General features: G+C 62.2%; 21 protein-coding genes and 1 pseudogene. 14 read left to right on the plus strand and 8 right to left on the minus strand.

Features of this window, described 5'->3' with window-relative positions:
- From sdhB to gltA, 3 genes and pseudogenes are all read left to right on the plus strand, one after another.
- A pseudogene (sdhB, locus tag JMY24_RS28420) lies at nt 1–115 on the plus strand (succinate dehydrogenase iron-sulfur subunit); the annotation flags it as partial.
- An 82-nt stretch (nt 116–197) separates the two neighbouring features.
- Nucleotides 198–470, plus strand: a complete 273-nt coding sequence (locus tag JMY24_RS28425; protein ID WP_128584448.1) for an FAD assembly factor SdhE — start codon at nt 198–200, stop codon at nt 468–470.
- Between the two features lie 72 nt (nt 471–542).
- Entirely contained in the window at nt 543–1,844 is a 1,302-nt protein-coding gene (gene gltA / locus JMY24_RS28430) for a citrate synthase (RefSeq protein ID WP_128584447.1), read from the plus strand.
- 153 nt (nt 1,845–1,997) lie between these two features.
- Here the strand turns inward: gltA and JMY24_RS28435 are convergent, their stop codons facing one another.
- Nucleotides 1,998–3,089, minus strand: coding sequence for a helix-turn-helix domain-containing protein (locus tag JMY24_RS28435; RefSeq protein ID WP_201703336.1), 1,092 nt, complete (start codon nt 3,087–3,089; stop codon nt 1,998–2,000).
- A gap of 147 nt (nt 3,090–3,236) precedes the next feature.
- Here JMY24_RS28435 and JMY24_RS28440 point away from each other — a divergent pair, with 147 nt between their 5' ends.
- The gene (locus JMY24_RS28440; protein WP_201703338.1) at nt 3,237–4,487 is read left to right on the plus strand and encodes a DUF1479 domain-containing protein; all 1,251 of its coding nucleotides are present in this window, start codon (nt 3,237–3,239) and stop codon (nt 4,485–4,487) included.
- Nucleotides 4,488–4,630: 143 nt separating this feature from the next.
- On the opposite strand, the gene JMY24_RS28445 is transcribed toward JMY24_RS28440, so the two are convergent.
- Nucleotides 4,631–4,882 (minus strand): GlsB/YeaQ/YmgE family stress response membrane protein, encoded by a 252-nt coding sequence (locus JMY24_RS28445; RefSeq protein WP_128584444.1) that lies wholly within the window; start codon nt 4,880–4,882, stop codon nt 4,631–4,633.
- Nucleotides 4,883–5,288: 406 nt separating this feature from the next.
- A complete protein-coding gene (locus tag JMY24_RS28450) occupies nt 5,289–6,404 on the minus strand; it encodes an NADH:flavin oxidoreductase (protein WP_128594375.1) in 1,116 nt (371 codons plus the stop codon).
- A gap of 105 nt (nt 6,405–6,509) precedes the next feature.
- On the opposite strand from JMY24_RS28450, the gene JMY24_RS28455 reads away from it, so the two are divergent.
- From JMY24_RS28455 to JMY24_RS28500, 10 genes are all read left to right on the plus strand, one after another.
- Nucleotides 6,510–7,406 carry a LysR family transcriptional regulator gene (locus JMY24_RS28455; RefSeq protein ID WP_128594374.1) on the plus strand — a complete coding sequence of 299 codons (897 nt, stop codon included), beginning with the start codon at nt 6,510–6,512 and terminating at the stop codon, nt 7,404–7,406.
- A 354-nt stretch (nt 7,407–7,760) separates the two neighbouring features.
- Entirely contained in the window at nt 7,761–9,140 is a 1,380-nt protein-coding gene (locus JMY24_RS28460; RefSeq protein WP_201703340.1) for an amidase family protein, read from the plus strand.
- A 22-nt stretch (nt 9,141–9,162) separates the two neighbouring features.
- Complete coding sequence (locus JMY24_RS28465; protein WP_128598692.1) at nt 9,163–10,044, plus strand: polysaccharide deacetylase family protein; 882 nt, start codon at nt 9,163–9,165, stop codon at nt 10,042–10,044.
- Nucleotides 10,045–10,113: 69 nt separating this feature from the next.
- Nucleotides 10,114–11,451: an MFS transporter gene (locus tag JMY24_RS28470; protein WP_128598691.1), complete on the plus strand. Its 1,338-nt coding sequence runs from the start codon at nt 10,114–10,116 to the stop codon at nt 11,449–11,451.
- Nucleotides 11,452–11,469: 18 nt separating this feature from the next.
- Entirely contained in the window at nt 11,470–12,225 is a 756-nt protein-coding gene (locus JMY24_RS28475) for an SDR family NAD(P)-dependent oxidoreductase (RefSeq protein WP_128598690.1), read from the plus strand.
- Between the two features lie 36 nt (nt 12,226–12,261).
- Complete coding sequence (locus tag JMY24_RS28480) at nt 12,262–13,020, plus strand: SDR family NAD(P)-dependent oxidoreductase (RefSeq protein WP_201703342.1); 759 nt, start codon at nt 12,262–12,264, stop codon at nt 13,018–13,020.
- Nucleotides 13,021–13,037: 17 nt separating this feature from the next.
- Nucleotides 13,038–13,337, plus strand: coding sequence for a hypothetical protein (locus tag JMY24_RS28485; RefSeq protein WP_128584436.1), 300 nt, complete (start codon nt 13,038–13,040; stop codon nt 13,335–13,337).
- Nucleotides 13,334–14,407 carry a CobW family GTP-binding protein gene (locus JMY24_RS28490; protein WP_128584435.1) on the plus strand — a complete coding sequence of 358 codons (1,074 nt, stop codon included), beginning with the start codon at nt 13,334–13,336 and terminating at the stop codon, nt 14,405–14,407. Before JMY24_RS28485 ends, JMY24_RS28490 begins: the two co-directional genes overlap by 4 nt.
- Before the next feature lie 32 nt (nt 14,408–14,439).
- Nucleotides 14,440–15,639, plus strand: coding sequence for an ABC transporter substrate-binding protein (locus JMY24_RS28495; RefSeq protein WP_236597556.1), 1,200 nt, complete (start codon nt 14,440–14,442; stop codon nt 15,637–15,639).
- 121 nt (nt 15,640–15,760) lie between these two features.
- Nucleotides 15,761–16,762 carry a GntR family transcriptional regulator gene (locus JMY24_RS28500; RefSeq protein ID WP_236597557.1) on the plus strand — a complete coding sequence of 334 codons (1,002 nt, stop codon included), beginning with the start codon at nt 15,761–15,763 and terminating at the stop codon, nt 16,760–16,762.
- 104 nt (nt 16,763–16,866) lie between these two features.
- On the opposite strand, the gene JMY24_RS28505 is transcribed toward JMY24_RS28500, so the two are convergent.
- From JMY24_RS28505 to JMY24_RS28525, 5 genes are read right to left on the minus strand one after another with little or no spacing between them, the layout of a single operon-like run.
- A complete protein-coding gene (locus JMY24_RS28505) occupies nt 16,867–17,634 on the minus strand; it encodes an ABC transporter ATP-binding protein (RefSeq protein ID WP_128596991.1) in 768 nt (255 codons plus the stop codon).
- Entirely contained in the window at nt 17,631–18,521 is an 891-nt protein-coding gene (locus tag JMY24_RS28510; RefSeq protein WP_128596992.1) for an ABC transporter ATP-binding protein, read from the minus strand. Before JMY24_RS28510 ends, JMY24_RS28505 begins: the two co-directional genes overlap by 4 nt.
- Nucleotide 18,522: 1 nt before the next feature.
- The gene (nikC, locus tag JMY24_RS28515; RefSeq protein WP_128597010.1) at nt 18,523–19,437 is read right to left on the minus strand and encodes a nickel transporter permease; all 915 of its coding nucleotides are present in this window, start codon (nt 19,435–19,437) and stop codon (nt 18,523–18,525) included.
- A gap of 58 nt (nt 19,438–19,495) precedes the next feature.
- Complete coding sequence (locus JMY24_RS28520; protein ID WP_128596993.1) at nt 19,496–20,566, minus strand: ABC transporter permease; 1,071 nt, start codon at nt 20,564–20,566, stop codon at nt 19,496–19,498.
- A 21-nt stretch (nt 20,567–20,587) separates the two neighbouring features.
- Nucleotides 20,588–22,195 carry an ABC transporter substrate-binding protein gene (locus tag JMY24_RS28525; RefSeq protein WP_128596994.1) on the minus strand — a complete coding sequence of 536 codons (1,608 nt, stop codon included), beginning with the start codon at nt 22,193–22,195 and terminating at the stop codon, nt 20,588–20,590.
- Nucleotides 22,196–22,228 lie beyond the last annotated feature (33 nt).

Below are 22,228 nucleotides of genomic sequence, written 5' to 3' on the forward strand. Positions count from 1 at the left end.
CCGTCTGTTCCGCTGCCACACGATCATGAACTGCGTCGACGTCTGCCCGAAGGGGCTGAACCCGACCAAGGCGATCGGCAAGATCAAGGAATTGATGGTGCGACGCGCTGTCTAGGATGAATAACCCCAACGCTCACAATCGTTCGCTGCCTCAAGGGGCGGTCGTTACGCTTGGGAGCGGCCCGGTACGTACTGACATGAACGATCCATCGCATCAGTCCGACCCTCTCCGCCGAGCGCGCCTTCGCTGGCGCGCTCGGCGAGGCCTGCTGGAAAACGATCTGATTTTCGAACGTTTTTTCAGCCGATATGAGCATGACCTCAGCGATGCAGATGTGGGCGCACTTACGCGCTTGCTCGAGCTGAGCGATAACGACCTGATGGACTTGCTTCTCGCGCGCAAGGAACCTGAAGGCGAGCTTGCCGACCCGGATGTGATCCGGGTCCTGGAGCTGCTGCGCAACGCTTGAGCGCCGCGAGTGCGTTGTTCCAGGCGTGCAATTATCGAAACCCTGTTTACATACTTCGATTGAGGATGTGCTATGACCCCGTCAGATGTTAAAGCCACGCTATCGTTCAGCGATAACTCGCCGAGCGTTGAAATGCCGATTTACAAGGGCACTCTCGGCCCGGACGTGATCGACATCCGCAAGCTGTACGGCCAGACTGGCAAGTTCACGTACGACCCTGGCTTCATGTCGACGGCGGCGTGCAATTCGGCGATCACCTACATCGACGGCGATAAAGGCGAACTGCTGTACCGCGGCTACCCGATCGACAATCTCGCGGAAAACGCCGACTTTCTGGAAACGTGCTACCTGCTGTTGAAGGGCGAATTGCCTAACGTGCAGCAGAAAGACGAGTTCGTGAAGACCGTCACGAACCACACGATGGTGCATGAGCAAATGCACTTCTTCTTCCGCGGTTTCCGTCGCGACGCGCACCCGATGGCAATTCTGGTCGCCGCAGTCGGCGCGCTGTCCGCGTTCTATCACGACTCGCTGGACATCAACAATCCGCGTCACCGTGAAGTTTCGGCAATCCGCATGATCGCGAAGCTGCCGACGTTGGTGGCCATGGCGTACAAGTACAGCATCGGCCAGCCGTTTGCGTACCCGCGCAACAACCTGTCGTACAGCGCGAACTTCATGCACATGATGTTCTCGAACCCGTGCGAGGACTACAAGGTCAACGACGTGCTGGTCCGCGCTCTTGACCGTATCCTGATCCTGCACGCGGATCACGAACAGAATGCATCGACCTCGACCGTGCGTCTCGCCGGTTCGTCGGGCGCGAATCCGTTCGCGTGTATCGCAGCCGGTATCGCCTGTCTGTGGGGCCCGGCGCACGGCGGCGCGAACGAAGCCGCGTTGAACATGCTGGAAGAAATCGGCTCGGTCGACAACATTCCTGAGTTCATCAAGCAGGTGAAGGACAAGAACTCGGGCGTGAAGCTGATGGGCTTCGGCCACCGCGTGTACAAGAACTACGATCCGCGCGCGAAACTGATGCGCGAAACGTGCCACGAAGTGCTGAACGAGCTGGGCCTGCACGACGACCCGCTGTTCAAGCTGGCCATGGCACTCGAAAAGATCGCGCTGGAAGACGAATACTTCGTGTCGCGCAAGCTGTACCCGAACGTCGACTTCTACTCGGGCATCGTGCAGCGCGCGCTGGGCATCCCGACCTCGATGTTCACGTGTATCTTCGCGATGGCTCGTACGGTCGGCTGGATTGCGCAGTGGAACGAAATGATCGCCGATCCTGAACAGAAGATTGGCCGTCCGCGTCAGCTGTTTATCGGCGACACGCAACGTGTAGCGAAGCCGATTGCGCAACGTTGATCGGGTTTGAATTCGCCTGCCCGTAGGGAGGTTTGCTACGGGCAAAGGCGGATGCTGAGGCTTTAAGAGAAAAACGCCCCAACGGGTAACACCGTTGGGGCGTTTTTATTTCGGGGCGCAGGTGTGCCGCGAGCCGTTCGTCGCGCGGGCGGTTCAAGCCGATGGCGCACTTCGTTGCCGTCGTCCCGATCTTTCGAGCGACGGCGGACGCGCTTGCAGATTGTGCGGCGCCGTCGCAGCATCTTTCGGTGGGTGGCCGTGGGTTTCGAAGAAGCGTCGATATGCGCTCGGCGTCATGCCGCGCGCGGACAGAAACTGTCGATTGAAATTGGCCAGGTTTGGAAAGCCGGCTTTCGTGGCAATCAGCGCGATGGGCCACGTGGTGTCCGTCAGTTGCCGCGTTGCGTAGCCGATCCGCAACCGGCTCAGATAGCGTCCCACGCTTTCGCCGAGATGCCGCACGAAGTAGCGGTGCAAGGAGCGCTCCGACAGGTTGGCCACCTCGCACAGTTCCGCGATGCGCAGTGGCTCGTGAAAACGCCTGTCGAGCAGATCGAGCACGCGGTTCAGACGCTCTGCCTCTGATGCGCTGCCGCCCGGCGTCGCGGGCGCCGTGCGCGCGAGTGGGCGCTTTCCGGCTTCGGCCGAATTGGCCGAGTTGGTGGATCGGTCCGGTCCGCCGGACCGCAAAGCATTATCGCCCTGTACGCCGTGTCCTCTCGTTCCATCTCTATGTGCAGCCGGCGACGCCAACGGCTCCGATTCTGCCTCCGCGAGTTGCGCCAGCGCATCCAGCACGGCGCCAAGCCGCACGCGCGGCGACTGATCGAGCAACGCTTCCATTCGCTCGCGCATCAGCGTCGCGGCCTCGCTCGAGAACCGCAGCCCCGGCGCAGCGCGCCGCAGCAGCGTGCGCAGCGACGCGAACTCAGGGCAGCAGTCCGCCATACGGCGCGCCCAGTCGCCGCTGAACCACACGACGATCGCCACTTGAGGCGCGTCGGCATCGATCGGCTCAGTCGACGCCCACGTATGCGGCATGTCCGGCGGCACGAGCACGAGATCGTCGCCGCTGTAATCGGCGATGTGATCGCCAATGAAGCGGCGGCCGCGGCTGTTCATCGTCAGCGTGAGTTCGTACTCGGGATGGTGATGCCACTCGAACGGTATCTGCGCGAGCTGCCGGTGGTAGACGCGGACCGAGCAGCCGTCGGGAATGGTGACGCGTTCGTATTGAGGTTTCACGGTGGGCTACCTGGCCGCACGGCGGGGAGTCGCGGCGAATGTCTGAATTGTATCGGTATCTGGCCGCTGAGTATGTTCCGCGACGGCCGAACGTCCTTACTCTTCAAATGAGACAGCACCACACACACCGCTTCAAGGAGACAAACCATGCCACTCATCATCGACAATCTTCCCGAGGCGGTTCGCGCCACCAAGCGCGCGCTGCGAGCCGCGCTGCCGAACTACAAGCAGGTTTTCGACGAAGTGGAAGGCGCGATCCGTCAGCAGGTCGACGCGATTCAGCGCGACCGCGCGCAGGGACGCGATGCGATTCCCGTGTTCGACTATTCGTCAGTCGTTTCTGGCGACGTGGATCAAACCACAATCCTCGGCATCAAAGCTCGCGGCGCATGCGTCGTGCGCGGCGTTTTCGACCGGCAGCAAGCGAGCGACTGGAACGACGACATCACCGAATACGTTGAGCGCAACGACCTCGACGCCAAGCTCGCGCATCGCGCGGAAGACCGGTATTTCGGCAACCTGTCGTCGAGCAAGCCGCAGATTTACGGCATTTACTGGTCGAAGCCGCAAACGGCCGCTCGTCAGTCGGAACAGCTGACGAACACGCGAGTGTTCCTGAATCGCCTGTGGACGTCGGAAAGCGAAGGCAGGCGGCACTTCGATCCCGAGCGCGTGCCTGTGTACGCGGATCGCATTCGTCGTCGGCCGCCCGGTTCCGAGTCGCTGGGGCTGTCGCCGCACGTGGATGGCGGCTCGGTCGAGCGTTGGCTCGATCCGAATTTTCAGAAGGTGTATCGGCATGTGCTGGTGGGCAACTGGCGCGCATACGATCCGTTCGACGCGGCGTACCGGCCGGATGTTCAGGAAATTCCATCGCCGGCCGTGTGCTCGATGTTTCGCACTTTCCAGGGCTGGACCGCGCTGACGCCGCAAGGCCCCGGCGACGGCACGCTGCAATTGATTCCGATCGCCAACGTCATGGCCTACGTGATTCTGCGCGCACTGCAGGACGACGTTCCCGACGACGAACTGTGCGGCGCTCAACCCGCTCGCGCGCTGTCGATCAAGCCGGAGTGGCACGGTTTGCTGCTCGAAGCGGTGACGCCGATCCCCCACATGCAGCCGGGCGACGCCGTGTTCTGGCACAGCGACGTCGTCCATTCGGTTGAAGACACGCACCGCGGCAGCGGCTACAGCAACGTGATGTACATCGCCTCCGCGCCGTGGTGCGCGAAAAACGAGGCCTATCTGAAGCGTCAGTTGCCTAGCTTCTTGCGCGGCGAAAGCCCCCCCGATTTTCCGGCCGACCACTTCGAGACGGACTTCATCGGAAGGGCGCAGGAAAGCGATTTGACGCCGCTTGGTCGCGCGCAACTCGGTTTCGATCTATCGCGCTGAGCCGTCAAATGCGAGGCGGTAAGCGAACCGCCTCGCTAGATCCAATCTCGCTCGCCAGTTGAACCGACTAATCTGCCCGGCCCGCTCACACCCCGAGCGGGCCCTTTGCGGTTCGCCAACGTAGGCGCGTCATGCGCGAGAGATCAGGTCCGCCGGCGCACCATGCCATAAATGACCAGCAGAATGATCGCGCCAATCACCGACGCAATCCAGCCCGCCGGCTGGCCCGGTTGATACCAGCCGAGCGCACGCCCGATATAGCCGGCAATCAGCGAGCCGGCAATACCGAGAATGATGGTCATGATGAGCCCCATCCTGTCGTCTCCGGGTTTCACCGCCCGTGCAATCAATCCGACGACGAGCCCTACGATCACCGTACCGATGAAGGAAAGCATGCTGACCTCCCAAGAGTGTGAGTACTACCGTTTTGATTAACTACGGGCTACTTCGCTACCGCGATGCATTTTGGAGCATACCCGCGAGCCGGTCGGTTCGGGTGCGCCGGTTCGCGCGTCGCATGCTTCAGCAACAACCGCGCCTTGATTCTTTGCAAACGAATTCTGTGCTGGCAAGACGACGTAACTCCTTGATGTCATGGACATATCGGTAGCTACGTCGAGATCGCCGGGCAAAGAAAACCGGACCCCCGCGATGACAGGTCGTGCCAGCGGTTTGCAAACAGAATCGGTCCAGGCCTCAAGCGCGCAGTTCGGTCATAACCGGGTAATTAAGGTAGTGAGCACGATCTTGTCATGTATGTCGGTCTCGCTCGCCGGGGAGGGATTGCTTTCACTGCTGCCTTCAGCCAGCCAACTGCATCGCGAGCTCGTCGTCCTTGATACTGGCAATGGGTTGCAGGATCGAACTATCGAACTCGCGAGGTTCGCGCCCTTTCGCAAGAATCATCGGCAGATCGGGATTGGCGAGCGCGCCGCGGCCCACCGTCACGATGTCTGCGCCGGCCTCAAGGGCCTGGGAGATACGCTGCGCCGTGTGCAAACCGCCGTTCGCGATGATCGTCACGTTCGGCGCGAAACGGCGCGCTAACGCTACGAGGCTGTCTCCCGTGCCTTCGAACGCGGGCTGCCACGCTTCGCGCTCGGTCACGTGGATAAAGTCCACGCCTGCGTCGGCGAGCGTCCCGAAGATCAATTCGGCGTCCGCCTCGCCGCCCGGCCACTTGGAGGCGAAGTCATTGACCTTGCCCTGCGAGATGCGGATGCCAACCGGCGCCGCGTTGCCGATGCCGAGCCGGACCGAATTCACAACATCGACGAGTAATTGCACTCGCGCCTTGGTACTTCCACCCCAACGGTCGGTTCTGAGATTGGTGTGAGCACCTAGGAACTGGTCGAGCAGATAGCCATTCGCGCCGTGGATCTCCACGCCGCTAAAGCCTGCGACGTGCACCGCGCGATGCGCTGCCTGCCCAAAACCGCGGATCGCCTCGTCGATTTCGGCATCTGTCATCTGCTTCGGCTCAGGGTACGGTCCATTGCCGTGATAGAACGCCATTTGTTCGCCTTTAGGCCGAACGGCAGACGGCGCCACGGTGTGCGTGCGATAGATATTGCCCTGGCTCAGCGCGCCTGCATGCATCAGCTGCGCGAACACCCTCGCTCCATTCGCCTGCATGTCGCGATTGAATGCCGTCCAGGCTAGCGCCTGTCCGTCATCGGCCAAGCCAGGTTGGAAACGATATCCTTGCGAGAACGCCTGGTCGGTGTAAATCCCTTCCGTCAGCACCAAGCCGAAACCACCCTTCGCGAAACGCGTGTAGTAGTCGAACATTGTCTGTGTCGGGAAGCCGTCTTCGGTGGCGGTGATGCGCGTCATGGGGGCAACTGCGAGACGGTTGCGCAACTCGATACGGTGGAGGTCGTACGGGGAAAGGATCTGCTGGGTGGAATGGGTCATCTCGCGGCTCGTCAAGTAAGGAGAGTGACTCCATCGTAGGCGGCGCAAGGGCGGAGAAACAGAGGTCGCAAAGTGAAGCCGCCATAACGCTATCGGATATAAATCATGTTTCTTCCAGACGTTCGTACCTTCCTCGCCATTGCGTCGGCCGGCAGTCTTTCCGCCGCGGCACGCCAGCTCGACGTTGTTCCGATGCAGGTCTCGAGGCGCATCGCCGCGCTGGAAGAGGATCTTGGCGTGCGGCTTTTTCATCGGACGACCCGATCGCTCACGCTGACCGCGGAGGGCGAAGCTTTTGTTCCATTTGCGACCGCAATGGCGGATGCCGAGTCCGGCGCACGGGCCGAGTTCAGCCCGTTGTCAGGAAGGGCTGCAGGGGTGCTTCGTCTGACAGCGCCGAGCGGATTCGGACAGTCTGTCGTGTTGCCAATGCTCGTGCGTCTGCTTGCAACCAACCCAGATCTTCGCATCGACCTGGATCTTTCCGATCGTCAGGTCGATATCGTTGGCCAAGGTCTCGATCTGGCGCTGAGGATTGCTCCATTGGAGGACTCAGAACTGGTCGCGAAAAAGATCGCTTCGAATCCTCGTCTCGTTTGCGCTGCGCCAGCTTATCTGGAGAAGCACGGACACCCTTCGACGGTTGCCGATCTGGACAATCACGCGTGCGTCCGACTGAGTGCGGTAGGGCAATGGCCGCTCATAGTCGACGGAAGGTTGATCCGCAAACGCGTAGACGCCTACGTCACCACGTCCAGTGTGGAAGCGGCGCGGACAGCTGCCGTGCAAGGTCTCGGACTCGTACAGTTGACCTATTGGGACGTTTTCCGGCAGTTGGCCGATAACTCGCTGGTGCAGGTTCATTTGCAGGATGCGACGATGGAGGATTTGTCGGTTTGGGCCGTGATGCCGAGCAGGCGCTATGTCCCCAACAGGGTGACTTTATTTCTCGGCGCGCTTCAAACGGAGATCGCCGAACTGAGCAGGGTGCATCGCACCTGATCGCATGGATCGGTCGAGCAGTGGTACCAGATTCGCGGAAGACCAGCGTTTCCCGAATAGCCGCGCATTCCGTTTGGCAACAGGCCGCTACGACTTGCTCATTTAGCCCGTTTCGCTTTCGCGGGCACGCAGCGCATATGTCCGGTCTCTCAATGATCTTCTTGGTTGGCGCTCGCGTCCTGAAACCGGGAGATCGTTGCTCTAAAAAAATTCTCTGAGTTCGGCCCCTGCCGATGGCCTCTCTTACGGCTGAACTGACAGCAACCTAGGGTAATCCCTGTGTTGCTGTTTTTTTTTGACCTCGTCACCGTAAACGTATGTTGTCAACGAAGTACAATTTAAGCGAGAACTGATTTGAATGTCCCATCTTTGGCTCGGCGCGACGGCGCCGTCGGCCTTGCTTGTGCCTATTGCGAGGGCTCGATCCACGTCGAAGGCGTCGTGAGTGAGGCGATTGCCCAAGCGCACGCTTGCGACGCTGCCTTCATTGACGTCACTGAGACTCGCGCGCTTGAGGAGTCACGCGCTGCCGCCGCCCGTTGGCGCGAAAAGCGCCCGGCCAGCGCGCTCGACGGCGTGCCGATTGCCTGGAAAGATTTATTCGACGTCGCGGGCAGCGTCACCACGGCGGGCTCGGCACTGTTCCGCGCCCGGCCGGCGGCCACCGCGGATGCGCCGTTGGTCGCCGCAGGCGCGCGCGCAGGTTTCGTGTGCATCGGCAAGACGAACCTCAGCGAATTCGCGTATTCCGGGCTCGGGCTTAATCCGCACTTCGGTACGCCGTTCAATTCCGCTCTCGATGCGACGGTCGAAGGCGGCGGCCATCGCGTTCCAGGCGGCTCGTCGTCGGGTGCGGCGATTGCCGTCGCGGCGGGTGTCGTGCCGATCGCCGTCGGCACGGATACGGCCGGCTCCATACGCATACCCGCCGCGCTAAACGGCGTGGTCGGATACCGCGCAAGCAGGGCGCGCTATCCGCAGCAAGGCATCATTGGACTCTCGAAATCGGCCGATACCTGTGGACCGCTCGCACGCAGCGTCGCCGATTGCGCGGCGTTCGACGCCGTGGTGCGCGGGCGCGACCTGCCCCGCGCGCTCGCCGATTTGCGCGGGCAACGCTTCGTCGTGCCGCTGGGCTGGGAATCGCGCTTCGCGGTGACGAACGACGTCGGCGACAACTTCATGCGCTTCGTGGCGCGTCTGTCGAAGACCGGCGCGCGTATCCAGCAAGTGCGGCTGCCTGCTTTCGATGCGGCATGCGAACTCATCGCGACGCGGGGCTGGTTCGGCTCTCTTGAAGCGTTCGAGACCTATCGCGGCGTGCTCGACTCCGGCGATGCGGCGCGCATTGACCAGCGCGTGCGTACGCGGCTCGAGACAAGCCGCGGCGTGCCAGCGTCCCGCCTTGCCGAGCTGCTCGCGGAGCGCGGCCGCCTGCTCGGACAGTTCGGCGCCGAAATCGGCGACGCCACACTGCTCTTGCCGACCGTGCCCCATGTCGCACCGGAATGCGCGCCGCTCGAAGCGGATCCGCAGCGCTTTGCACAAGTTAATGCCGCGACGCTGTCCATGACCATGCCCGGCAGTTTTCTCGACACGCCCGCCTTCGCGATGCCAACTGGCGCTGACCCGGCGGGACTGCCTACCAGCGTGCAACTGATGCGCGCCCAGAACGACGACGATGCGCTCATCGCGCTCGCGCTGGCCGTCGAACAGACGGTCGCCCTGGATTGATTTGCTCAAAGGAGAACTGAAGATGGCTAAGGAAATTCTGATCGCATTCGGCATCGACGTGGATGCGGTTGCGGGCTGGCTCGGCTCATACGGTGGCGAAGATTCACCCGACGACATCTCGCGCGGCCTGTTCGCGGGTGAAGTCGGTTCGATGCGCCTGCTCAAGCTATTCGAGCGCGAGAAGATCAAGACGACCTGGTTCATTCCCGGGCATTCGATTGAAACCTTCCCCGAGCAGATGAAGGCGGTGGCCGATGCCGGACACGAGATCGGCATTCACGGCTACAGCCACGAAAACCCAATCGCGATGACGCCCGAGCAGGAAGAAGCGGTGCTCGATCGCAGCATCGATCTGGTGACGAAACTAAGCGGCAAGCGGCCGACCGGCTATGTCGCGCCGTGGTGGGAATTCAGCAACGTGACCAACGAGCTGCTCGTGAAGAAGGGCATCAAGTACGACCACAGTCTGATGCACAACGACTACCACCCGTATTACGTGCGCGTGGGCGACTCGTGGACGAAGATCGACTACAGCAAGCATCCCGATACATGGATGAAGCCGCTACAGCGCGGGCACGAAACCGATCTCGTCGAAGTCCCGGCGAACTGGTACCTCGACGACCTGCCGCCAATGATGTTCATCAAGAAGGCGCCGAACAGCCACGGCTTCGTCAATCCGCGCGACATCGAAGAGATGTGGCGCGACCAGTTCGACTGGGTGTATCGCGAACATGACTACGCCGTGTTTCCCATCACGATTCACCCGGACGTCTCCGGCCGCGCGCAAGTGCTGCTCATGCTGGAACGCCTGATTTCCCATTTCCGCAAGCACGAGGGCGTGCGCTTTTGCACCTGTGACGAAATTGCCGACGATTTCCTGCGGCGTCAGCCTCGTCAGTCCTGATTACAACCGCAAGTCCGACCAAGGCGAGTCCCGACCATGTCCACTCCCGAGCTCCAAAGGAGCGCCACGATGAAAGAAAATCCTTTGTATGCTTCCGGTTTCAAGCTGGAGCAGATCCTGCCGTCCGACGTGAAGCGGGCGACCGTCGTCGCGTTCTTCGCGTGGGTGTTTGCCGTTTATGACTTCATTCTGTTCGGCACGCTGCTGCCGGAGATCGGCAAGCACTACGGCTGGGACGCCGCGGCGCAGGCGGAGATCGCCACGCTGGTCGCCATCGGCACGGCGGTGATCGCGTTCGCGATCGGGCCGTTACTCGACAGGCTCGGCCGTAAAGCCGGCCTGCTGTGGACGGTTGCGGGCGCAGCGCTGTGCTCGGGGCTCACGGTGGTCGGCGGGGCGATGGGACAAGTACCGCTCGTGTTGATCCGCTCACTGTCGGGCCTCGGTTACGCCGAAGAGACGGTCAACGCCACGTATCTCAACGAGCTCTACGCGGCCGCCAACGACCCGAAACTCAACCGCAACAAGGGCTTCATCTACAGCCTCGTGCAAGGCGGTTGGCCGATCGGTGCGCTAATCGCGTCCGGGCTCACCGCGCTTCTGTTGCCGCGCATCGGCTGGCAGGGTTGCTTCGTGTTCGCGACGTTTCCCGCCATCGTCATCTTTTTCATGACGCGGCGCCTCAAAGAAAGTCCGCAGTTTCTGCTGCATAAGCGCATCAAACAGCTGCGCGAAACAGGACAGGACGGCGAAGCTCGCACGCTCGCGAGCGCGCATTCGGTCGATTACGAAGAGCATAGCCGCGCCGGTCTCGCCGAAGCGTTTCGTGGCAATGCGCTGCGCGCGACGCTCGTTCTCGGCGGCGGCATCCTGCTCAACTGGTCGGCTATTCAGGTGTTCAGCGTGCTCGGCACGACGGTGCTGACGCGTGTGCATAACGTTTCGTTCGAGAACTCGCTGTTGATTCTCGTGTTGTCGAATGTCATTGGCTATTGCGGTTATCTGAGCCACGGTTTCATCGGCGACAAGATCGGCCGGCGCAATACGCTCGCGATCGGCTGGATGCTTGGCGGTCTTTCTTTTGCCGGCATGTTGTTCGGTCCGAGCAGCGCCGGCGTCGTGGTGGCGCTCTATAGCCTCGGCCTGTTCTTCCTGATCGGACCGTACTCGGCAGCGTTGTTCTTTATCGGCGAAAGCTATCCCACGTCCATCCGCGGCACAGGTAGCTCGATCGTTCACGCGATGGGTCCGATCGGCGCCATTCTCGCCGGCGTGGGCGTCACCTGGATGCTCAATCACGGCGGCGACTGGCTGCACGCGGCGCTGTGGTTCGGCGCGGTGCCGTGCTTCCTGTCCGGCGTCCTCATTCTTTTCGCGCGGCACGTCAACCCCGCCGAAACCAGGTAATCCGACCGGAGAAGCTCTGTGAAAGTAGCGTTGATAACGGGCGCGGCGAGCGGCATCGGGCAGGCGCTCGCGGTAGCGTATGCCCAAGCCGGAGTCGCCGTCGTGGGCGGGTATTTCCCTGGCGATCCACACGACCCGCAGCCGACCGTCCGGGCCGTCGAGCAAGCGGGCGGCCAATGTCTGATGCAGGCAGTCGATGTCACCTCGGCGGACCAGGTCGAGGCCTTCGTGTCCGCGGCAGTGGAACGCTTTGGCCGTATCGATCACGCGGTAGCCAACGCGGGCCTGCTGCGCGCATCGCCGCTGACGGAAATGAGCGACGAGCAGTGGCATCAAATGCTCGATGTCGATCTGTCCGGCGTCATGCGCACGTTTCGCGCGGCGGCGCGCCACATGCAGGACGGTGGCGCAATGGTCGCGGTGTCGTCGATTGCCGGCGGAGTGTATGGATGGGAGAACCATACGCATTACTCGGCGGCCAAAGCGGGCGTGCCCGGATTGTGCCGCGCCGTCGCAATGGAACTCGCGCCGCGCAACATCCGCTGCAACGCCGTAATCCCCGGTCTCATCGAAACGCCGCAATCGCTCGACGCGGTCAATTCACTCGGACCGGACGGCCTGCGCGAGGCGGCCAAAGGTATCCCGCTTGGACGTGTCGGCAGACCGCAAGAGATTGCTTCACTGATCCGCTATCTGACAAGCGACGACGCCTCGTACATTACCGGGCAGTCAATCATCGCGGACGGCGGTCTCACCGTGCGGTGGCCCGGCTGAGCCTTCGTTCAGGACATACACAGGACGCTCATCAACATGGCATCAATGTTCTCACTCGACGGCCGCCGCGCGGTCGTGACGGGTGCGGCGAGCGGCATCGGCGCCGCCATCGCGCTCGCTTACGCACAGGCCGGCGCGCGCCTCGTGCTCGCGGACCTCAACGAGGCGCGGCTCGCCGCTCATGCCGATACCTGCCGCGCGAGCGGCGTGGAGGTTCAAACCGTCGTCGCCGATGTGGGCGACGAGACGGGCGCGCACGGCATCGTCGATCGCTGCATCGCGGCTTACGGCAGTATCGATATTCTCGTCAACAACGCGGGCATGCTGACGCAGGCGCGCTGTACCGACCTCACCACCCAGATGTGGGACGACATGCTGCGCGTCGATCTGCGAAGCGTCTTCCTTTGCTCGCGGCGCGCGCTGCCGTCAATGATCGCGCAACGCTGGGGCCGCATCATCAACGTGGCGTCGCAACTCGGCATCAAGGGCGGAGCCGAACTCACGCACTATGCCGCGGCGAAAGCCGGCGTGATCGGCTTCACCAAGTCCCTCGCGCTCGAAGCCGCTCCCGACAACGTGCTCGTGAACGCCATCGCGCCGGGTCCAATCGAGACGCCCCTCGTGGATGGAATCAGCGCATCATGGAAGGAAACGAAGTCGAAGGAATTGCCGTTGCGGCGCTTCGGCCGAGCAGAAGAGGTCGCACCGACGGCCGTGCTGCTCGCCTCCGACCCGGGCGGCAACCTGTTCGTCGGACAGACGCTCGGCCCGAATTCCGGCGACGTCATGCCTTAACGGGCGAGGAGTGTGTAATGTGCGGCATGTGCGGATTGCTCGGCGGCGGGCGTCACTGGTCCAACACCGTGGCAGCGGGCGAGAGCGCGAGCGCGCGGCGGCAGCGGTATGTGCAGGTGGCGCATGCGAACCGTGTGCTCGAGAGCTTTCGGCTTAAGCTCGCGGATTTTCACGGGCAGTCCTTCGTGCTGTCTTCGCCGACGGGCGCGCAGATCATCGTCGACGATTTCATGCAGATATGGAAAGCCGCCGAGACCATGCTCGGCCGTCCGCTTGACCCGCTCACGATGTTCGCCGAAGACGAGGCGCAGCCATGAGCCTCGCCTATGACGTGATTCCGGTGACTATCGTCACGGGCTTTCTCGGCAGCGGCAAGTCCACCTTGCTCGCCGACGTCCTCAAGGGCGAAGCCGCGCGCGATACGGCCGTGCTCGTCAACGAGTTCGGCGAGGTCGGGCTCGACCACCTGCTGATTGGCGAGGTAGATGCGCAGACCGTGCTGCTCGAGAACGGTTGTGTCTGTTGCGCGATACGCGGCGAACTGAAGGAAGCACTCGCCACGCTGTTCTCGCGGCGCGCTCGCGGCGAGGTGCCGCCGTTCTCGCGCGTCGTGCTGGAGACAACCGGTCTTGCGACGCCCGCGCCGATCGTTGCAACGCTGCTCGGCGATCGCGTGGTATCGAGCCATTATTCGATCGGTGCGATCGTTACGGTCGTCGATGCCGTCAACGCAGATCAGCAACGCGCGCGGCATCCGGAATGGCTCGCGCAGGTGACGGCTGCAGATCGTATCGTCGTCAGCAAGGCGGACCTTGCCGGCGATGCCGCGCTCGATGTGCTCGAACCAACGCTCGCACAACTGAACCCGGCCGCGAGCATCACACGCCGCACATGCGCGGACGATGCGTCGGTCATACTGGACCCGGCGGGGACCGCGCACGACTTCGCGGATTTTGTCCGGCGCACGGGCATGACCGCACAGGAGCCCCGCCAGGGAGGCAGTCCCCTTTCGCGTCTCAACGCGACCCCCGCGCACCGTCAAGGACTTGCGTCGCTGGAAGCGTTTTGCATCGAGTTCGACGAGCCTTTAGACTGGCCCGTCTTCACGCTGTGGCTGACGCTGCTGCTTAACCGCCACGGTGATAACATTTTGCGGGTTAAAGGCATTCTCGCGCTTGCCGGCGCGACCCAACCGGTGGTGGTGCATGCAGTGCATCATCTCGTGCATCCTGTTTTGCATCTCGATGCGTGGCCAGGTGCCGGCAAGCATGAAGCGCCTCGTTCGCGCCTTGTCATCATTGCGCAAGGACTCACGCGAGACGCGATTGCCGCATCCTACCGGCGCCTGTGCCGGCATCTTCAAACAGCCGAAGCCCTAATAGATTGAACTCCGCCCGTTCGAGCTTGCCCGCACCTGCCGTGCACCCATCCAGGGTCGAGCTGCGCGTGCTCGGCACGACCGTTACGCTTCAGGAGCACATCCGCAAACGAGCCGAGCAGGATCTGGGCATCCGGCTGCGCTTCATCGTTCAGGATGGGGGCGCCGTGCAGCGCGACGGCGCGATGCACCCAGACCGCTACGAGCTCTATGACCAGTGGTTCCACAGTCTCGATTGCCTGTGGCCGACTCATGCGCTGCAACCCATAGAACTCGCGCGCATTCGCCGCTGGGACGAAGTCAACGTGTTGCCGCGCACGGGACGCATCGGCCGCGCACCCGCGAGCCACGCGACGGGCAAGCTCAGTGGGGCGGGCTGCACGCCTGCCGACCGGCTCTACGTTCAGCCGGACGGCTCCCTCGCCCGCAAGCCGAGCGAGCGCATCAGCATGCTGCCGCTCACGCACAACGCGGACAGCTTCGTCTATCTGGAAGATGCCATGCCTGCTTCGCTCACCGGAGGCGAAGAGAGTTGGGCCTGGCTGCTCGCGCCCGAACTCGCGGGCCGCGTCGCGTTGCAGGCGGATGCAGCCATCGGCGCCATCGATGCGGCGCTCGCCGTCGAAGCCAGCGGGCTCATGCACTTTGCCGACATCGGCAATCTGAGCATCGAGGAAATCGACGGGCTGATCGCGATTCTGATCGACTTCAAGCGGCGCGGGCATTTCGCAGGATTCTGGTCGAGCTTCGCCGAAGCCGCGCAACTGATGATCGCGAACAAGGTGGCGATTCAGAGCATCTGGTCGCCCGCGACTGTCGAACTGGAGCGCGCGGGCCTCAAGTTCAGGCTGGCGCGCCCACGTGAGGGGTATCGGGCGTGGTTCGGGGGCATCGGCATATCGCGTCTCGCGCATGGCCGCGTGCTGGACGCCGCATACGAGTATCTGAACTGGTGGCAAGAGGGCTGGGCCGGCGCGACGGTCGCTCGGCAAGGCTTCTACATTTCGAATCCGGAGCGATCGCGAGCACACATGGAAGCCAACGAATGGGCATACTGGTACGATGGTGCGCGCGCGTCGGCCGATCTACCCGGTCCCATAAGCAAACATCTCGTGCCCGCGGGTCAGATGCGGGACGGGGGCAGCTACGTCGCGCGTATGAGCCGGGTCGCCGTATGGGATTCGGTGATGGATGAGCACAATTACCTGGTGCGCCGCTGGACCGAGTTCATGCGGTCCTGACGGCGAAGTTCGTTTGACGATGACAAGACGCGCAGGCGCTTCCCGATCTTCTCGCTCAGATACAGCCACGCATCGGCCGGCGGCGCCGCTGACCGTGGAGCCGGTCCGTTCGACCGATTCCGTGGAGGTATCGCCCGAACCCGACAACCGGTTGCGTTACCGCGTGATTCACGATCGGCTAAAGTCAGCTATTGCGCTCGGCAATATCGCGCCGGGACTCGTGCTGCTGGAAGGACCGGTCGCGCGAATCTTTGGCACGAGCCGCGTGCCGGTAAGAAAGGCGTTCGAGATGCTGCACGCCGGCGGCCTGCTGCTCACGTTCGAAGGACGGGGCTATCTCGTGGCCAATGCGGATGGCAGCGCGCCCGAGCCGCTGCGCGCGCCGATCTCCGAAGACACGCTGGGCTTCGACCGTCCTCCCGAACCGCTCGATATTCCTTCGAATAGCGAGCGCATTTACGACTCGCTAGAGGCCGCCATCTCGCTTGGCATCGTGTTCGGGCATTTTCGTATCGACGAAAGCAATGCGGCCGAAGTCTTCGGCGTGAGTCGCGGAACGGTGCGTGAAGCGCTCAACCGGCTCCGTGACCGTGGGCTGGTCGAGAAGTCCGCGTACTCGCATTGGCTGTGCGGACCGCTCACCGCTCGCGCCGTGCGGCAGGATTACGAGTTGCGCACATTGCTCGAGCCGGCGGCGTTGCTGGCGAGCGCGCCGTCGCTGTCGCGCGGCCAGCTCGAAGCTGCATTGCGGGACGTGGAACGTGCGATAGAACACCCCGATTCCGTCGATGCAACCGCGCTGTACCACCTGGAAGTCACGCTTCACGATACGTTCTTGAGCGGTGCGCCGAACCGCAAGCTGCTCGCGACCATCAGCCACGCGCATATGCCGCTGATCGTGAATCACGCTTTCTACGATGCGTTCCGGCTGCATCCTGAAATGAGCACGCTGACGGAGCATCGGACCGTCATCGAACTGCTGTTGCGCGGGGAGTTCGCCGCGGCATCAACGGCGCTTGCTGTGCACCTTCGACATGGCGAAACGCGTACACGTCAGCGATTGAAGGTGCTCGCCGTGCTGCCCGATCCGGATCTGCCTAGTTATATGCAGCGGATCGCCTAAGGGCTGAATGCGCGCGATTTCTGCCGCTCGCCTATGGCTGGGTCCGGCCACTTAAACTATTTGGGCCACGCCGAAATCCGCTGATTATTGCCGGCATTTTTACTTCATAACGACGCGTCCACGCCGTATGCTTCCGCGACCTTGCGCTGATATCCGCCTGTCGCGAGCAACAGGCTGCGCGAGTACTCGCTCTCTACCTTTTGCGCTCGAATCCTTTCTATAGGGAGCTCTTCAACGATCTCTCCGTTGCGCATGATCGCCACGCGCGAGCACAGAAAACCGACCACGGCGAGATTGTGACTGACGAGGATCATCGTCAGATTCCGCTCGCGATGCAGGCGCTTCAAGAGGTTAAGAATTTCGGCTTGCACTGAGACGTCGAGCGCGGACGTCGGTTCATCCAGCAGCAAGATGCGCGGCTCGACGATCAACGCTCGCGCTATCGCCACCCGCTGTCGTTGCCCGCCCGACAGTTGATGCGGGTAGCGGAAGCGAAATGACGGATTCAAACCCACTTCACGCAGCGCATTGACGATCCGCGCTTCATGGTCGCCAATGCCGTTGATGCGCAGCGGCTCGCGCAGCGTCTCGTCGACGGTGAAGCGGGGATGCAGAGAGCCATATGGGTCCTGAAACACCATCTGCACATCGCGCCTGCGCATGTCGCGGTCCGAACCGGCGATATGCAAGGACCCCTCTGCAACAGGTGCGAGTCCGCTCAGCGCACGAAGAATGGTCGACTTGCCGGAGCCCGATTCGCCTACCAGACCGAATACCTCGCCTGCCGCGACATGAAAGCTTGCGCCGCGAACCGCATCGACGAGTCCCGCGGCCGTCCTGAAGCGCACGGTCAGTGCATCGACGCGAATCATAACGGCGCTCCTTGCTGTTCGCCTGAGTCGTTGAGCCACGCGGAGTCGCGCGAGAGCACGGGCAATTCGACGGGCGGATCCACAAGCGGCGGATTCGCGGCAAGCAGCCCGCGCGTGTAGGGATGTTGGGCGTTGACCAGATCGCGCGCCGCGCAGGTTTCGATCACGCGACCGGCGTACATCACCACAACGCGGTCGCAGAACGACATGACGAGCGGCAAGTCGTGACTGATGAAAATGAGGCCTGTCTGATGCTTTTCGATCAGTTCATCGAGCACGGCCAGTACCTGCATGGAGACCAGCACGTCCAGCGCGCTCGTCGGTTCATCCGCGATCAGGAGGCGGGGGCCTGTCGAGACCATCATCGCGATCATCACACGTTGTCCCATGCCGCCCGACAACTCATGCGGATACGAGCGGGCAACGCGTTCAGGGTTGCGAATATGCACGGACTCGAGTGCCGCAACGACCTTTTCCCGCATTGCACGACGGCCAAGCTTTGGCTCATGCAGCGCGAATGCTTCGCGCATCTGCTGCTCGACGGTCATGACCGGGTTGAGCGAATACTTCGGGTCTTGCAGGATCATCCCCATTTGCGAGCCGCAAAAGCGACGGCGTCTATGGGCCGGCATCGCCAGCATGTCCTGGCCGTCGAAGCGTAGCCCTTTGGCCGTGCAATGCGCGGCGGGCGGCAACAAGCCGAGCAGGGCGCGGCCCGTGAGCGATTTGCCCGAGCCCGATTCGCCGACGATGCCGAGCCGCTCGCCCTTTTTCAACGTGAGCGACAGACCGCGTACCGCCTCATTCAGCGTGCCGTCATGCGCGCGAAACGCGATGCGCAGGTCGTCGATTTCACACAGCGGATGGGCCGCTTCGCTCGTGTGCATGTCAGTCTCCATGACGCGGATCGAACACGTCGCGCAATCCGTCACCGAGCAGGTTGAACGCGAGGCTCACGAGCAGAATCGCGAAGCCCGGCAACGTGGCGACCCACCATGAATCGAGCAGCACGTTGCGCCCCGAAGCGACCATGAAGCCCCATTCGGGACTCGGCGGTTGCGCACCAAGCCCAAGAAAGCCCAGACCCGCGACGGTCAGAATGATGCCCGCCATGTCGAGCGTCGCTCGCACGATCACGGACGACATGCATAGCGGCATCACATAGCGCAGCAGGATGCGCAGATTCGACGCGCCTTGCAGACGCGCAACCTGGATGAAATCGGCCTGCACGAGCCTCAAGGTTTCGGCGCGAGCGAGACGTGCATATGCGGGCCATGCCGTGATGGAGATTGCGATCACGGCATTGATCACACCGGGTCCCAGCGCTGCGGCGAAGGCGAGCGCGAGCACGATTTTCGGAAACGCCAGCGCGATGTCCGTGACGCGCATCAGCACGTTATCGACCCAACCGCCGAAGAAGCCCGCTGTCGTGCCTATCATGAGGCCGATTGGCACCACCACGACGACCACGAGTATGGCGATCGACAAAGTGAGGCGCGAGCCGTAGATGATGCGCGAGAGAATATCGCGCCCAAGCTGGTCGGTGCCGAGCCAATGCGATGCCGAGCCCGGCGGCAGCAGCCGGTCCGACAGCACCTGGCGCAAAGGATCATGCGGCGCGATCCACGGTCCGATTACCGCGACGATGACGAGCACCATCAGGATCGCAAAGCCGAATACCGATAGCGGATTGCCCGCGAAACGCCGCCAGCGTCGATAGGCGAGGCCCAACGCTGCCTGTTTGCGCGACGCGGGCGTATCGGTGAGCAGCCATTGCTTCCAGGTAGGACGCGCGGCATTCATCGGCCAGTCCTGCGTCGAATGTTCAAGAGGATGACGCACGTCGATAGTCTCCGTTGCATCAGCGGGCGCGTGGATCGAACACGCGATAGAGCGCGTCGGTGAGCAGATTCAACGCGATGAAAGTGGCGCCTATCACGAGCGTGCTGCCAAGCACGGCGTTCATGTCGGCATTGAGCAACGCACCCGTCAGATACGAGCCGATGCCCGGCCATGCGAATACGATCTCGGTCAACACCGAGCCCTCCAGCAGGAAGCTATACGAAAGCGCGATCACCGTGAGCAGCGGCACTGCGATGTTGCCGAAGGCGTGCACCCACACGACGCGCCGCTCGGGCACTCCCTTCGCGCGCGCCGTCGTGATGTACTCCTGGTTCAATTGATCGAGCATGAACGAGCGCGTCATTCGGCTCAGATACGCGACGGAGTAATAGCCCAGTATCGCCGCAGGCAACGCGACGTGCGAGAGCGCATTGAAGAACACGTCCCATTCGCCGGCCATCAGCGAATCGACGAGCAGGCTGCCTGTGCGCGGTTCCACCATGCCGTCGAACACCGGGTCCAATCTCCCAGGGCCCGACACCCAATGCAGCTTCGCATAGAACAGCAGCAGCCCCATCAGCCCGAGCCAGAACACAGGCACGGAACTGCCGATGAGGCCCACGAAGCGCGCAACGTGATCGATCCAGCGGTTATGGCGCGTCGCCGCCACCACCCCGAGCGGCACGCCGACCAGCACGCCGGCGATGGTCGCGAGGGTGGCCAGTTCGAGCGTGGCGGGAAACACGCGCCGGATGTCGTCGAGTACCGGACTGGCTGTCAGCAACGACATGCCCAGGTTGCCGTGCAATACCGCATTCACGTAGATCAGAAATTGCTCGACGAGAGGCTTGTCCAGACCCAGCTGGATGCGCGCTGCCGCATAGGCGGCGGCCGACGCACGATCGCCGAGTATCGCGAGCACCGGGTCGATGGGCACCTTGCGGCCAATCACGAACGTTACGGCAAGCAGGCCCGTGAAGGTTATGGCGAGCGTCAGCGCCCAGCGCAGCAGCCGCAGCGCCCAGCGCACGCTCGCGCGGTGCGCGGCCGCGGCACGAATGCGGTCGATAGGAGTCAACGTTGTCGACATGGTTCAGACGCCGCCGGGCGATTATTGCTTCTTCACATGCAGGTACGAAACCAGGTCGTTGATCGGCCCGACTTCAAGTCCCGACACGCCTGGCCGCATCGCTACCTGCGATACCTGCTGGAACATAATGACGAACGGCGAGCGCGCGAGCATGTCCTTTTGCATCGCCTGATAAAGCTGTGCGCGTTTTGCAGTGGACGATTCGGCAAGCGCAGCGTTCGTCTCTTTAGTCAGATCGGGAATGTCCCACGAATTCCGCCATGCGAGCATCTTGTACGAGGACTTGTCGGAGTTGTCCGGGTTCCACGCGAAGCCCTGCGCATTGCTGTGCGGATCGATGTAGTCGGCAGACCATTCGCCGATGTAAATGTCGTGCTGGCGCGCGCGATACTTGGCGAGCGTCTGCTTGTTATCGCCCGGGATAATGTCGACCTTGATTCCGGCTTGAGCCAGATTGGCTTGCACCGCCTGCGCGATCTCGTTGTACGGATAGGCGCTACGCACGTCCATCGTCACGTTGAAGCCGTTCGGCAAGCCCGCTTTGGCGAGCAGCGCCTTTGCTTTTGCGACGTCCTGGTGATAGGGGTTGCTGTTGAGCGCGCCGAGAAAGCCTTCTGGCAGAAACGTTTGATGAACCTTATAGGTCGTCTTCACCACGTTCGTCTGAATGCCGTTGTAATCGATCAGCCACTTCATTGCTTCCTGCACTTCGGGCTTCGCGAGATTCGGGTTCTTCACGTTCAAGCCGAGATACAGCAATGTGGCTTGCGGCACGGCCGTCACGTGAGCTTTGTTCGACTTCGTCAATGCAGCGAGGTCGTCGGGGCTCAGATTGCGCGCCACGTCCGCATCGCCGTTTTCGAGTAGCAGGCGCTGGCTCGATGCTTCGGGAACGTGGCGGAGCACGATGCGCTTCATGGCAAGCGGCACGCGGTAATCGTCGTATTTCTGCAGAATGATGCTGTCGTTGGCGGTCCATTTCACCAGCTTGTAGGCGCCCGACCCCGCCTCGCTCGTGCGCAGCCATTCGTTGCCGAAGTCATTGCCTTTCTGATGAGAGATCAGCAGTTTTTTATCCAGCACGGAAGCGGGCCACGCGCCCAGAACATTCAGTACGAAGGTCGGCGCGTATTTCTGATCGGTTGTGATGCTGACCGTTGAATCGTCGATCTTTTTGACTTTGTCGAGCGCGTTCTGCTTGGTGAGCCCGATTCCTTGCAGCACGGCCGCAGCCCCCTTGTCGAGAAGCACGCAGCGCTGAATCGACCATGCGACGTCATCGGCTGTCAGAGGGTTGCCGGAGTGGAACTTGAGACCGGGGCGGATCTTGAAGGTGAATGTGAGACCGTCGGGGCTCACGGTCCAGGATTGCGCGGCGTCCCCGTTGAATTTCGACGGGTCTTTCAGGTCGACGCGTACGAGGCGGTCGTAGGTGTTCGCGACATATTCTTCCGGCACCAGTTCGTAGACTTCGCCGGGATCGAGCGTCGAGAATTCGTCGAGCGTCGTGGCGATGACAAGCATGTCTTTCGGCGTCGCCGCGAGCGCGCTGCCTGTCATCGAAATGGAAAATGTCAGCGCGGATGCCACCGCGACTGCTGCCAGCGCATTGCGCAAAACCAGATTCATACTTGCTCCGCATGTAAAGGAAGAGAACCTGCA

It is taken from the genome of Paraburkholderia kirstenboschensis, from assembly GCF_904848585.1.
Lineage (GTDB): Bacteria > Pseudomonadota > Gammaproteobacteria > Burkholderiales > Burkholderiaceae > Paraburkholderia > Paraburkholderia kirstenboschensis.